The sequence below is a fragment of the Pelagibius sp. genome (assembly GCF_965227505.1).
Lineage (GTDB): Bacteria > Pseudomonadota > Alphaproteobacteria > Kiloniellales > Kiloniellaceae > Pelagibius.
In genome coordinates this window covers 1,187,028-1,200,175 of record NZ_OZ245757.1, presented here as the reverse complement: position 1 = coordinate 1,200,175, position 13,148 = coordinate 1,187,028, and the positions used below count along the sequence as shown (strand labels likewise).

Sequence of the window (13,148 nt, the reverse complement as noted above, 5' to 3'; positions counted from 1 at the left end):
GGGGCGCTGCTAGGGCTTGGCTGCCTTCAAGGCGGTGAGCAGCGCCTCGGTGACTTCGCCGGTAACCGGCAGGCCATGATCACGCTGAAAGGCCTCGATCGCCTGGCGGGTCTTTTCGGTGTTCGCGACGTCCGGCTCATCAGGTCGGTAGCCCAGGTACATAAGGAGCCCCTGGGCCAGAATGGTCGGAAAGGCCTCGAGCCGGCGTGACGGGTCGAAGGCGCTGTCGCCCCCGGAAAGCTCGAAGGCTTTTGACAGGTGGGTTTCGCTCGCCTCCATGTGCCCCCGCTGCCAGTCGAGGAAGGCATGGCTGCTATGGGCTGGCGCGTCATCGGAAACGTCGACCGCCCGTTTGCACAGCGGTTCGGCCAGATCTGTCCGAGCCTGAAGCAGCAGGTCCCAGCAGATCTCGTTGCTGTGCCAGGAGGCTTCGTCGTTATTCATCAGAGCCAGGGCGCTATCGATATCCTTGGCTGCGTCGAAGCCTCTGTCGGCCCAGGCAAGGGCATGGGCCCGATAGAGATAGAACTGAAAGACGTCCGGGTCGTCCGCCAAGGCCATGTCGAAGTCTTCAAGCGCTGCCCCGGTGTTGCCCAGACGCAGCCGCAGGTAGCCGCGCGCGGCCCGATGAAAACTATTCGACGGGTCAGAGCTGAGCGCACGGTCGTACGCCTCCAGGCTCTTGTCCCAGTGCCCCAGGCTGTAGAGCACACCGCCATATGTGTGAAGGGAGTAGCTGTTGTCAGCATCGATAGCCAGAGCCGCTTCCAGGCTCTCCCGGGCTTCCTCGTACCGCCCCTGGTTGCTGAGAAGCTCACCGCGCAGACCAAGAGCGTTTACGTTGTCGGGGGCAATGGCTAGAGCCCGCTCCAGATCCTTCATTGCCTCCTCGGGGTCGCCCAGAAGCTGCAGTGCATTGGCTCGGTTGGCATAGGCCCACTCTTCTTCGGGATCGATCTCGGCGACCCGGCTGTAATCGGCGATGGCTCCTCGAAGATCGCCGAGTTCCGATTTTGCGTTGCCTCGTTCGATGAGCGAGTCCAGGTCGGTGGGGTGTAACTCCAATGCCCTATCAAGTTTTCCGATGGCTTCTTCAAAGCGGCCTTGGAGGCCCAGGTAGTGTCCGTAATAGGCGTAGAGCCGGGCATCTGATGGATCGAGCGCAATCGCCGCTTCAAGATCGTCATAGGCTGCTCGGAAGTGGCCGAGCATCGCCAGAGCATGACCTCGATTGCCGTAAACGTAAGCGCGCTCAGGGCCAAGGCGTATCGCCGCATTGAGGTCGGGGATAGCGTCCTTGTAGCTCCCGGTGCTGACGCGGAGCCAGCCGCGGCGGGCAAAAAACACAGTATTGCCGGCAACATCGTGGAGTTGCGCAAAGCGTTCGAGAAGATCGAGCCCGTCCTGAAACCTACCCTGCTCTCCTAGAACAGTTGCGAGCGCAATCGTGCTTACCGAGTAATCGGGTGCAAGGCGAACCGCCTCGCGCAGAAACTTCTCGGCTTCCTGATGACGTTTGAGCTGGATAAGCGCATCGCCGCTGTTGATATTGGCTTCGAACCTCATGTCTTTGTCCAGGCCGTTCTCGGCCAGGCAGTCTTGGTAGTTCTGCAGCGCGGTCTCGTAGGACTTCGCGAGAAGCGCCCTTCGCCCGTTGTCACAGCTCGCCGGGGTCAGGGGTTCCGCAGCAGCAGGGCCGCTTTGCGCAGCCGAGGCGCAAGTGATCGTCAGAACCAGGATGAGTGTGCGGATCTTGTGCAGGCCGCCTCGCACTGCAGCCTACTCCGTCAAGGCACGGCGGCAGTAGCGCAGGGAGAGCGCGATGTGGCGGTCGGCGACGAGCTGCTCGCAGACCTCCGCGGTCATCTCGGCACGCCCCGCCTCTTTGCTGATCGCGATGGCCTGCTCGAAGTCGGCATGGGCGGAGCGGCTCTGACGCAGCTTCGCGAAGGACAGGCCGCGCAGATAGAAGACCCAGGGATTGTCGGGCTCGAGGGCGATGGCCTGGGTGTAGTCGTCAACCGCCTGTTCGAAGCGGCCCATCTCATAGAGCAGGTCGGCGCGGGAGTGCAGGGTGTCCAGGTCCTTTGGTACGATTTCCAGTGTGCGGCTGAAGTCGTCAAAGGCGGAGTCGAGATCCTGCAGCTTCCAATGTGCGAGGCCGCGATTGAAGATGGCCGGGTAGTAGCCCGGGTCCCTGGCAATCGCCTCCTCATACTCCGTAATGGCCGCATCGGGTTCGCCCTTGTCGGCAAAGACGATCCCGCGGTTGTTCCAGACCCAGGGATTCTCCGGGTCGAGCAGCAGGGCTTTGTCGAAGTCGGCGAGGGCGAGGTCGAACCGCTCCTGCTCGTTGTAGGCCTGGCCGCGATAGACCAGCACGTCGACGTCTTCCGGATCGTGCTGGAGCGCGCTGCTGTAGCTTTCGATCGCCGCGTCGAACTCCTGCAGGGCGCTGTGGGCTTCGCCGAGGTTGGAGAGAGCGGCCGTGTAGTCCGGCTCCTGGGTGATCGCGCCGGTCAGGGCCGGGATCGCCTCCTCATGGCGCCCCAGGTCGTTCAGCGTGCGGCCGCGGTTATACAGCGCCCAGGCGTAGTCGGGGTCGAGCGCCAGGGCGCTGTCGAAGTCATCCAGGGCCTGTTCGAAGCGGCCGAGATCGTGCAGCGCCAGGCCGCGCGCGACAAAAGCGCTCCTTTGATCGGAGTCCAGTTTCAGGACAGCCGTAAAGTACTCCGCCGCCGTTTCGCTGCGATCCATGAAGTAGGCATTGCGCCCGCTCATGTAGAGAAGGTCGACGTCCTCGGCATCCAAGGTGCGTGCCGCCGCGAAGTCGGCCTCCGCCGCTTCGAAGTCGTGGGCCCGATACTTTGCAAGGCCCCGGTTGTAGAGAGCTGCGACGTAGTCCGGCTCCAGTTCGAGGGCGGCGGTGAACTGGGCAACGGCCTCTTCGTAAAGGCCCTGATCGGAAAAACTGTTGCCCAGGTTGTTCAGGGCCCAGTGGTTGTCCGGCGCCAGGCGCAGGGCCGCGCGGTAGTCGGCCTGCGCCTTGTCCTGGTCGCCCTGCGCTGCATGGATGATTCCGCGCTGGACGTAAGCGTCGGAATCGCCGGGAACGATATCCAGGGCAATGTCGAGGTCGGCGAGCGCCTCGCCGTAGCGCTCCAGTTCGGTGAGGGCGGTACCCCGGTTCAGGTATCCGAAGGCCTCATGGGGCTCGATCTCTATCACCTGGTCGTAGTCCAGGATCGCAAGCTCGTAATCGCCCCTGTCCAGATAGAGGTTGCCCCGGCTGTTAAAGGACCAGCTGTCAAAGGGGTTCTGTTCGATGGCCAGTTGATAGCTGGCGATCGCCTCGTCGTCGCGGCCGAGCGCGGCAAGGCTGCGGCCGCGAAAGTAGTGCGCGGACGCCGCCTCCGGATCGAGACGGACGACGGCGGCGAAGTCGACGATGGCATCGTGATGACGCTCCTCGTCGTGAAAGACACGGCCGCGAAAATACAGTGCGTCCGGGTTCTCGGGATCCAGGGCCACGGCGCGGTTGAGATCCGCCAGCGCCGCTTCGTGGTCTTCGCGGTAATAGTGCGCGCGTCCGCGCCGTATCAGCAGATCGGTGTCATCGCCCCCCAGCGCCAGGGCCTCGCTGTAGTCGGCGATGGCCTCGTCGAAGTCCTCTCGTCCGAGATAGGCATGGCCGCGCGCCGCCAGGATTTCGGACCGCTTCAGCGGGCTCAGAGCGTTCTCGGCGAGGCAGCGGGTCAAGGCCGACACGGCAACGTCGGGCATGCCGAAATCGAGTGCGCCCTGGCCCTCTGCGCAGGCCCCGCCCGCCGGCGTCTGGCCGAGAACCGGCACCGGCAGAGAGGCCGCCGCAGCAGATACCGCAAGAGCGATGGCCGTCGCCGCAAAAAGACGAGGTCGGTTCATGTCCCGAAGTTCCCCTGCACGCACAGCTGTACACACCAACCCAGGCCCGCGCTGGCCCGGACCACCGGGGTTGGCCGCCGGGGTTGGCCCCCGTGTTCCGCCCGCCATTCTATCTGCGATTGCAGCTGCAGCCAATGCCGCAGCCAACGCCGCCGCCGGTCGCGATTAGGCGTGGCGGACGCTCTGCAGGTTTATGGTTAAGGCCGGGTTCGGACTGCTGCAGGGACCCGGTCCGGCCGCCGGCCCAGAGGGCCAGCTGCTCCCGGATCGGGCTCCTGGGTCAGGCTCCCGGGTCAGGCTCCCGGGTCAGGCTCTCGGGTCAGGCGGCCCGGGGGCGGCGCGGCTTGCCGGGTTTTCCGGGTGCGCCGCGCCGGCCCCGCAAGGGGCCGTGACCAGACGCATTGCCGTCCTGCGCCTTTGTCCGCTTCTTCTTCGGGCGCTTTGCCTTCTGTGCCGGGGGCTTCGCAGCCTCGGCCTTGGAAGCTTGCCGGCGCCGCTCCGCGGAACCCCGGCCGCGCTTGCGCGGCGTGCGCTTGGGCTGACCTTCTGCGTTCTGCCGGGCACGGCCTTGAGCGTTCCGGCCACGATCCGGATTGTCGTTGGCCGGCGCATCGCCGATCACGGTCAGGCGCTGCCGGGTCAGACGTTCGATATCACGCAGCAGGGCCCGCTCGCTGCCGTCGCAGAGGGAGATCGCGCTGCCGTCCGCGCCGGCGCGCGCGGTGCGGCCGATGCGGTGGACATAGCTTTCCGGTTCGTTGGGCAGCTCGTAGTTGATGACGTGCGTGACATCGGAAACGTCGATGCCCCGTGCGGCGATGTCGGTGGCGACCAGTACCCGGACGCGCCCCTTGCGGAATGCGTCGAGGGCGCGCTGGCGGGCATTCTGCGACTTGTTGCCGTGGATCGCGTCGGCGCTGACGCCGGCCTTCTGCAGCTGCTCGGCGACACGGTTGGCGCGGTGCTTGGTGCGCGTAAAGACGATGACGCGCTTCAGCGCCGGGTCCTGCATCAGCGAAACCAGCAGGGCGCGTTTCTGCGCGGTGGCGACGTGGTGCACCGACTGGGCGGTGCGCTCCACCGTCACTTTCTGTGGCGTCACCTCGATGTGCTGCGGATTGTGCAGCATGTCCGCCGCCAGCTTGGCGACCTCCGGCGGCATCGTCGCCGAGAACAGCAGCGACTGGCGGCGCGCCGGCAGGGCGGCGACGATCTTTCTGACGTCTCGGATGAAGCCCATGTCCAGCATGCGGTCGGCTTCGTCCAGCACGAGGTGGGAGACCTTGTCCAGGCGCAGATGGCGCTGATTGAGCAGGTCCATGAGGCGGCCGGGTGTGGCGACGACGATATCGAGCCCGCGCGACAGCGCGCGCACCTGGCCGTGCTGGGAAACACCGCCCAGGATCACCGTGTGGCGCAGCTTCAGCTGGCGTCCGTAGACCTTGAGCGCGTCACCGATCTGCACCGCAAGTTCGCGGGTCGGCGCCAGGATCAGGGCGCGCGTCGACTTCGGCGCGACGTGCTGGCGTTCGGCCGACAGCCGGTGCAGAAGCGGCAGCGTAAAGGCGGCAGTCTTGCCGGTGCCGGTCTGGGCGATGCCCAACACATCGCGGCCTTTCAGCAGCACCGGGATCGCCTGGGCCTGGATCGGCGTCGGCGTGACATACTGGGCAGCATCCAGGGCGCGCAGCAGCGGCTCGGCCAGACCCAGGTCGGTGAAGGTCACGCTTTCGCCTTGAGGGGTGGCGGAGGTGTTCCTGGGGGTATCTTCGGTCTGGGTAGAGGTATTCAAAGCAGAGGTATTCAAGACAGAGTCCTTTTGCGCCGGGCATCGCGGCCCCTGCGGGCCGGCGAAACGCCGGTGAGCGCGTTACCGTGGTCCACGCGCACCTGGAGCAAACGGAGGGTTTTTCTGGAAGATGGATCTCGGGATGAGAGGCGCCCCGCCAGGAGGGCCTTTCGCGCGATCGCGAGATCTCGTTGGCGGGTAAATGCCCCTTTCCCGCTCCGAAGTCAAGGAGAGTTATATTGCATTGCACACAAATGGACAGGAAAGTGCGGAAAGGCTTGGGTTGGGGCATCTTCAATCGCCCCGGAGCAGCCAGCGCCTGCCCGGCGGCAGATTGATCGCGACGACCCCCAGAATGATCGCAAGAAGCCCGAGCCCGACGGCAGGCCGAAAGGTTTCGCCGAGCAGGACCATCCCCAGAGCAACGCTGACCCCAGCACGCAGGTAGGCTTGGCTGGCAACGCCCATGGAACCCAGAGTGCGGACGAGCCTGAAGTAGAGCATCAGCGCAAGCGCTGTGCAGAAGAGCGCAAGGGCGGCCGCGGCAATGAGAGCCTCGGGGCCGGGCGCCAGGGTCCAGGGACGGTCCAGCAACAGCGCGCCCGGCACCAGGACGGCCGAGGCGCAAAGCAGGACCGACGCAGCGGTCACCAGGGGCGGCAGCTCGGCAAAGCGCTTACCGTTGACCGCCGCGCAGGCGTAGAGAGCGGCGCCCAGCAGGATGGCAAGCTGCGCAGCGACCTCCCGCCCAAGTCCGTCCAGTACCCCGACGCCGACGACGAGCACCACTCCGCCGATGCCGAGCAGCGCGCCGCAGAGCTTCCTCAGGGAGAGTGGCTCGTGACGGGTTATGAGCAGGGTGATGAAGAAGACGAAAACCGGCGAGGTCGAGTTCAAAACGCCGGCCAGTCCACTGTCGACATGCTGCTGCCCCCATGCGAGCAGCGTCCAGGCCGCGGTGGCGTTGAGCAGCGATTGCAGGAACAGGTGCCACCAGGTGGCCGGGTCGCGCGGCAGGCGACGTCCCTGCCAGCGGGCGACAAGAAGAAGCAAGGCTGCTGCAAGAGAGACCCTCAGCGCCATGAGCGTAACCGGCGGCAGGCCGTCAAGCGCAACGGCGATCAGCAGGTAGGATGACCCCCAAAGCAGCGCCAGAAGCCCGAGGAGGGACAGCTCCGCCGGTAGCGCAGCCGGCAAGGTCACGCGCGACCAACGGGATCTGGATTGCATGAGGCGGCTCCGATAGGCGTCGTTCTGTCGAGGACGCGCTATTCTAGCCCGTTAAGAAGTAACAAAGATTCGCCATCCATCGAAACATGGATGCTAGTCGGTTGCGGTTTTGGCTCCCCCGGCGGAGCCGCGTTAAGGACGCACCACTTTTCTGTAGAGGTGCCAGGTGGCGTGGCCGAGCACCGGCAGCACCACCACCAGCCCGAGGAACAGCGGGATCGACCCCACCACGAGGGCGGCGGCGACGAAGAGCCCCCAGAGGGCCATGGCGCCGGGGTTCACCAGCACGGCGCGCAGCGAGGCGCTGATCGCGGCGCCGATGCCCAGCGGCCGGTCCAGCAGCAGCGGAAAGGAGACCACGCTGATCATCAGCACCACCAGCGCAAAGAGAAAGCCCACGCCCATGCCGACGACGATCATGGTCCAGCCGGCGCCGGTGGTCAGGACGTCGGAGAGGAAAGCCGCGGCTGAGAGCGGTGGTTCCGGGCCGAGGGTGAGCAGATAAATCAACTGTGCCGCCCCAAGCCACAGCAGGAAGAGGGTGAGCAGGATCAGGCCCAGGATGGCGATGGCGCCGAAGGACGGCGAGCGCACCATGGCAAAGGCGTCGACCCAGCTGGCCGGCATGCCGCGCTCGCGCCGGCGGCTCATCTCGTAAAGCCCGATGGCGGCCACCGGTCCGACAAGGGCGAAGCCGGAGGCCAGCGGGAAGAGCAGCGCCAGCAGGTCGTAATTCAAGACGGAGTAGATGAGCACCAGGCTGATCAGCGGGTAGATGATGCAGAGAAAGATCACGTCGCTGCGGAAGGCGGTGAAATCGGCGAAACCGAGCGCGACTGATTCGCGCAAGTCATCGCTGGTGATCTTTCGGATGGCCGGACGCGTGCCGGCGGCGGTTTCGCCGTCTGGTGCTGCACCGGCGACGCCCTCTACCGTGTGGGCCGCTTGTTTCAGCGCGTCCATTCCCCACTCTATGGGGTTACGGATCGTGTCCATGGGTCGTCCCTCGCAAAGTTACCGTATGGGTGTACACGGCCCAATCCCGGCCTGACGCCTGGCTTCGGTCGCCGGCCGCGAGGGAGCCGAGACCCGTCTGTTTCTTCAAGCCTACGCTAAGAGAGCGGCCGCGTCTCTTCACAACTGCTTGTCCCGCCGTTGAAAGAGGTTTCAGGCCAGGTGATCGGTGGTTGGGCTTGCCGGGGACGGTGGCGGGGATGGATAGTGGCCGTCATGACCACGGAATCCTCTTCACCCTCTTCGGCGTTTCAATCCTCGGCACCGGTCTTCGATGCGACATTTCAGGCGCAGTTCGAAGCGCTGCTGCGCTGGCGCCGTGATGTCCGGCGGTTTCGTCCGGACGCCCTGCCTGAAGGTTTGCTGGATCGCCTCTTGGCGTTGGCCGACTTGGCGCCGAGCGTCGGTCTCAGCCAACCGTGGCGCTTCGTACGGGTGACGAGCCCGGACCTGCGGCGCGAGATCGTCGCCAATTTCGAGGCCGCCAACGCCGCCGCCTTGGCGGATTACTCCGGCAGCCGGGCCGCCCTCTACGCGCGACTCAAGCTTGCGGGCCTGCGCGAGGCTCCGGAGCATCTGGCGGTCTTCGCCGAGCTGACGCCGGAGGCAGGCCAGGGGCTCGGCCGCCGCACCATGCCGGAAACCCTGCAGTACTCCGTCGTCTGTGCCGTACATACCCTGTGGCTGGCGGCCCGGGCCGCCGGGATCGGGGTCGGCTGGGTTTCGATCCTGGAGCCTCATGCCGTTGCCCGTGCTCTCGCGGTGCCGGGAAGCTGGCACATGGTTGCCTATCTCTGCCTGGGCTATCCCGAGGAAGAACACACGGACCCCGAACTCGAACGTCACGGTTGGCAGGACCGCACGCCGGGTGAAACGCGACTGCTCACGCGCTAGTCCGGACTGGCGTCTGCCGGCATCTGCGTTAGTCTGAGAGCAGGTGCGAGAATCTGGACGAAAACTGGGAGAGCGGAAGATGGCGGATCAGGGATCCTGCGTGGTCGTCGGAGTAGGGCCGGGCCTCGGCGGTGCAGTGGCGAAGCGTTTTGCGGCGGGCGGTCATGCGGTGGCAATGGCGTCGCGCAATCCGGAGCGCCTGGCCCCGTTGGTCGCCGAGATCGAGCAGGCCGGCGGCACGGCCAAAGCCTACCGCGCCGATGCCACGGTGGAGGATGATGTTGTCGCGCTCTTCGAGGCCGCCGAAAGCGACCTGGGGCCTGCCGGCGTCGCGGTCTTCAACGCCTCCGGCCGGGTGCGCAAGCCGATCACCGATATCGAAGCGCAGGAATTCATCGATGCCTGGATGCGGGGCTGTTTCGGCGGCTTTCTGGTCGGGCGCGAGGCGGCGCGGCGCATGCAGCCGCGCAAGGCCGGCAGCATCCTCTTTACCGGTGCGACCGCCAGCGTGAAGGCCTTTCCGCTTTCGGCCGGTTTCGCCGTCGCCAAGTACGGTCTGCGCGCCCTTGCGGAGTCGATGGCCCGGGCGCTTCAGCCGGAGGGCATCCATGTCGCCCACTTCGTCATCGACGGCGCCATCGGCAGCGACGCAGGCAATGCCCGGCTCGATCCGGAAGCCATTGCCGAAACCTACTATCAGACCCACTGCCAACACCCCAGCGCGTGGTCCACCAGCGTTGAACTGCGGCCCTGGGTGGAAAGCTTCTAGTCAGCCTGGGTGCAACCTCCACCGCGTGCGCAAAGGCATCAGCCGGTGGGTTCTTTCGATGGGGTCGCCGCTGAGCGGAAGGTGCCGAGTTCCTCGATCTGGTAACCCTCAGGGTATGTCGGACGCGGGACCTGAGTCAGGAGGCGGGGATCCCGGCGAAGGGGAAGGCGTCTCAGGGCGCTGGCCCGGGTTCGCAAGGCCGCCAGCATCAGTCGCCGGAGCCAGCCGGGAGCAGGCCGAAAGCCCATGCTCTCCAGCAAGGGCCGGTCGAGGAATGCCCGGACAGCCGGCCGGCCGGCCCAGACCAGCCAGCGCGGCAGATAGAAGCCGAGGAGCAGATCACGGGTAATCTCCGCAATCCGAAGGTTCGACTCCGAGAACTGAAAGTTGACCGCCTCGTACTCCTGATTCCAGTGCATCAGATCAGCGAGCTGGTCGGGAATACCCTGGATGTTCATGCGCTCGCCCAGCCCGCGATAATAGAGGAACCATGCCCTCTGCTCGTTTTCGGTCATGCGGCGGCGGCCGAAGCGGTCGAGCCAGCGGATCGGCTCGCAGATAAAGGTCGACAGGACGTAGAGCATGTCGGCGTTGTCGATCCGGAAGCGCCCGTGCATGGCGTTCATCCTGGCGATCGACCTGCGCCCTCTCGGGCTGTCCAGGCCGTGTTCGATTGTTTCGGCCAGCAGGAGTTCTGTATCGTCATAGCGTTTGCGCGGCCGGGTTTCGAACTCCCCGGTTTTTGCCAGAAGTCCGGAGATCGAGGGCACCGCGTAGGTTCGGAACAGAGCGAACTCAAGTGCACGTTCGATGTCCCAGGAGAACTCGTAGGCGTAGAGAAGACGGGCGATCTCCTCATAGTTCTCTTCAGGGTCAAGCGCCGCAATTCTGTCAGCGATCTGCGATGAACGACGCGCCTCCGCCGTCGGCCTTGAGAGGGGGGTTGCCATGCAGATCTGGTCTCCTTGATTGCGCGGAAGGTTCCGATCAGACGTTACCGCGGCGCCTCGCTCAAAGCGAATGTGCAGACCCCGAAAGCGGCCCACCGGGATCGGGTGTTCGCAGCATGCTGCCACGCCGTCGGATCTCTATGAGCCTGGGGCGTTGTAGCGACCGTTGTAGCGGCCGGTTACGGAAGCTCTGTTGTTGCGGTCTTGTCATCGGGCGTGGCCGCGGCACCCGGAGGATCCATATCGGCAACCTTACGGAAAGCGGTCAGCGTATACGATTTCTCATGCCGCTGCGGCCTAGTCGGGAAGGCTCTGCAGGGTGTACATGGCCCGCAGCAGTTCGCTCATACGCGCCTTGCCGAAGTTCGCCTCGTAGATCTCTGTGATGGTCGGCGTGCGGTAGGTCTTCACCAGCGCGCGGTCGACTTCCATGCGGAAGTCACCGTCGTCGCGCCGCAGGGCGAGAGCGTAGGGCTCATACGAGAAGAACCGTTGCGAGAGCACGAGGTCGGCCGGTTCAGCAGCCTCGCGGGCGAGCATAATGAGGATCGCCCGGTCGGCGAAGTATGCCGCGATCTCTCCGGACTCGAGGGCATCCCGGCCAGCTTCGTGGCTGGCGATGGCAACGACCTCCGCGCCGATCCCCGCTTCGGAAAGCGCGCGGCGCAGGCCTTCGTCGGTGGTGGTGCCGGACCGCACGCCGACCTTCTCGCCCTCCAAGGCGGTGAAGCTCGACGGCCCGCCCTGGCGATAGAGAACGCTTGCGCCGGTGATAAAGGTGAGCAGGCTGAAGTCGACCTCCTCGCGGCGCTGCAGGGTAACGGTGGTCGCGCCGCAAAGCAGGTCGATGCGTCCTTGCTTCAGGGCGTCGAAGCGATCCTCCACCGTGACGGCCGTGAACGCGATGTCGAGCGTTTCGAGTTCCAGGCGCTGCTGCAATGCGCCGCCCACGGCACGGCAGAGAGCCACGCTGTAGCCGGCGGGCTGCCCGTCCCGGACGAAGGAAAACGGCGCCGCATCGTCGCGGAAGCCGATCTTCAACTGGCCGGTTTCGCGGATGCTGTCCAAAGTGCCGGCTTCGGAGGCTGCCGTTGTGGCGAGAGCGGCCAGCAAAGCGGCGATGCAGGCTGCCGCAAGCCGCGGCTGGAGGCGTTGCCGCTCTGTCCGCGGGGTTGCCTGGGTCATCGATTGCCTCCCTGGGTTCGCCTTCGGGTTTGCCGGGATCTGCGGAGAGCCGCTTGCCGGTCTTCTTCCGGCAGGAGACCACGGGGTACGGGACCACGGGGCAAGGGACCACAGGCCCGGATGCGCTGACAATGGCCCAGACGTGACAAATTCGGGTCCAGCCGCCCGGTGGGTCCCGGTGTTTGCCCGGGCCGCCGGCCTGAGGTTCGCGGTCTGCCGCCCCCGCCGGGCCTTGTCTGGAATAGCCGCGCGGCGGCGACGTCATCCCTGTTAGGGAGCTTTGCAGCCCGATTGCGCCATGGTCATGCGTTCACGCATGACCGCACCGGCGTTGTGCGGGCCTGGGCCTGATCCGGACCCGACCCGGGCCCGAAACGAGAAAGGATCTGCCGATGTCGAGATTCCTGGTGCTTGGCGCACTTGCTTTCGCTTTTGCCCTGTCGTTCGGGGTTCTGTCCGATCGCGCGGAGACCGCCGGAGGCAGTCTCCTCATGCAGTTCGCACAGGCCGACGCTGCCGACTACAGCGAAGGCCAGTTGGAGGCCTACGTCGATGCGGTGGTGAAGATCCAGGAAATCGACCAGGCCTGGCAACCGCGGATCGAAGACGCCCAGACTTCCGGCGAAGCGGCGGCTCTAACCCGCGAGGCGACCGAGAAGATGATTGCCGAGGTCGAGGCACAGGGCCTGACCGTTGACGAGTACAACTCCATCACCCAGGCCGCCGAGCAGGACGACCGGCTCTACGAGCGCATCCTCGCCATGCTGGCCGAGCGCCGCTGAGCGCCCAGCGCCGCATCGACCTGGGCAGCGACACGGCGGATCCGCGCTGCTGTTCCGTTGTCCGGCAGATGCCAGGGGTCGGCCGAGGCTTCGGCCCAGACAGTGCCGTCCTGCACCCGGAGTGTGGCCCCCAGGCTTTGCATCAGGCTGCGCATCGCGTGATTTTCGGCCAGCAGGCTGCCGCAGAAGCTCTCGATCCCTGCGGTCCTGGCGGAGGCGGCGAGCGCACCGAGCAGAACCTTCGAAACCCCGCGCCCCTGATGGTGATCGCAGACCGTCAGCGCTACCTCAGCGCGGCTCGGATTCTCCGCGTCGCGGACATAGCGGCCCAGGGCGATGGGCAGGCCGCCCGGACCGTCGTGGGCACGCTGCACCGGGTCGAGGACCAGCCAGGATACGTGGTCGCGATCGTCGGTGCTGACCAAATAGTCGATCTCGCGGGGTGAAAGACGTGTGCGGCGCGTATGAAAGCGCGCGTAGAGCGTGCGCGCCGAGAGCAGGCGCAGGGCCTGTTCGATCAGCCTGCGGTCGCTTCGGCGCAGCGGGCGCACCAGATAGTGGGCGTGGTTGTCAGCGGTGACGGCGATTGAATCCGGCATGGCGCTTCCCCT

Annotated in this window: 11 protein-coding genes; 3 read left to right on the top strand and 8 right to left on the bottom strand. The window is 65.7% G+C overall.

Annotation, left to right across the window (positions count from 1 at the left end; genetic code table 11):
• Positions 1–9: 9 nt before the first annotated feature.
• The 5 genes from ACO06P_RS05760 to ACO06P_RS05740 all read right to left on the bottom strand — a co-directional run bounded on the left by ACO06P_RS05760 (position 10) and on the right by ACO06P_RS05740 (position 7,939).
• The gene (locus ACO06P_RS05760) at positions 10–1,773 is read right to left on the bottom strand and encodes a tetratricopeptide repeat protein (protein WP_420349051.1); all 1,764 of its coding nucleotides are present in this window, start codon (positions 1,771–1,773) and stop codon (positions 10–12) included.
• Positions 1,774–1,779: 6 nt separating this feature from the next.
• Positions 1,780–3,924 carry a tetratricopeptide repeat protein gene (locus tag ACO06P_RS05755; protein ID WP_420349050.1) on the bottom strand — a complete coding sequence of 715 codons (2,145 nt, stop codon included), beginning with the start codon at positions 3,922–3,924 and terminating at the stop codon, positions 1,780–1,782.
• A gap of 319 nt (positions 3,925–4,243) precedes the next feature.
• Entirely contained in the window at positions 4,244–5,650 is a 1,407-nt protein-coding gene (locus ACO06P_RS05750) for a DEAD/DEAH box helicase (protein ID WP_420349049.1), read from the bottom strand.
• Between the two features lie 357 nt (positions 5,651–6,007).
• Complete coding sequence (locus ACO06P_RS05745; protein WP_420349048.1) at positions 6,008–6,943, bottom strand: DMT family transporter; 936 nt, start codon at positions 6,941–6,943, stop codon at positions 6,008–6,010.
• Positions 6,944–7,075: 132 nt separating this feature from the next.
• Positions 7,076–7,939: a DUF2189 domain-containing protein gene (locus tag ACO06P_RS05740; RefSeq protein ID WP_420349047.1), complete on the bottom strand. Its 864-nt coding sequence runs from the start codon at positions 7,937–7,939 to the stop codon at positions 7,076–7,078.
• A gap of 234 nt (positions 7,940–8,173) precedes the next feature.
• On the opposite strand from ACO06P_RS05740, the gene bluB reads away from it, so the two are divergent.
• On the top strand, positions 8,174–8,851 hold the full coding sequence (bluB, locus tag ACO06P_RS05735; protein ID WP_420349046.1) for a 5,6-dimethylbenzimidazole synthase: 678 nt from the start codon (positions 8,174–8,176) through the stop codon (positions 8,849–8,851).
• A 79-nt stretch (positions 8,852–8,930) separates the two neighbouring features.
• A complete protein-coding gene (locus ACO06P_RS05730; protein ID WP_420349045.1) occupies positions 8,931–9,620 on the top strand; it encodes an SDR family NAD(P)-dependent oxidoreductase in 690 nt (229 codons plus the stop codon).
• A gap of 38 nt (positions 9,621–9,658) precedes the next feature.
• On the opposite strand, the gene ACO06P_RS05725 is transcribed toward ACO06P_RS05730, so the two are convergent.
• Together ACO06P_RS05725 and ACO06P_RS05720 are read right to left on the bottom strand one after the other, a co-directional pair.
• Positions 9,659–10,570, bottom strand: a complete 912-nt coding sequence (locus ACO06P_RS05725; protein ID WP_420349044.1) for an oxygenase MpaB family protein — start codon at positions 10,568–10,570, stop codon at positions 9,659–9,661.
• A gap of 297 nt (positions 10,571–10,867) precedes the next feature.
• Positions 10,868–11,755, bottom strand: a complete 888-nt coding sequence (locus ACO06P_RS05720; RefSeq protein ID WP_420349043.1) for an amino acid ABC transporter substrate-binding protein — start codon at positions 11,753–11,755, stop codon at positions 10,868–10,870.
• A 392-nt stretch (positions 11,756–12,147) separates the two neighbouring features.
• Here ACO06P_RS05720 and ACO06P_RS05715 point away from each other — a divergent pair, with 392 nt between their 5' ends.
• A complete protein-coding gene (locus ACO06P_RS05715) occupies positions 12,148–12,537 on the top strand; it encodes a DUF4168 domain-containing protein (protein ID WP_420349042.1) in 390 nt (129 codons plus the stop codon).
• Here the strand turns inward: ACO06P_RS05715 and ACO06P_RS05710 are convergent.
• A complete protein-coding gene (locus ACO06P_RS05710; RefSeq protein ID WP_420349041.1) occupies positions 12,498–13,136 on the bottom strand; it encodes a GNAT family N-acetyltransferase in 639 nt (212 codons plus the stop codon). The two genes, ACO06P_RS05715 and ACO06P_RS05710, sit on opposite strands and share 40 nt — an antisense overlap.
• Positions 13,137–13,148 lie beyond the last annotated feature (12 nt).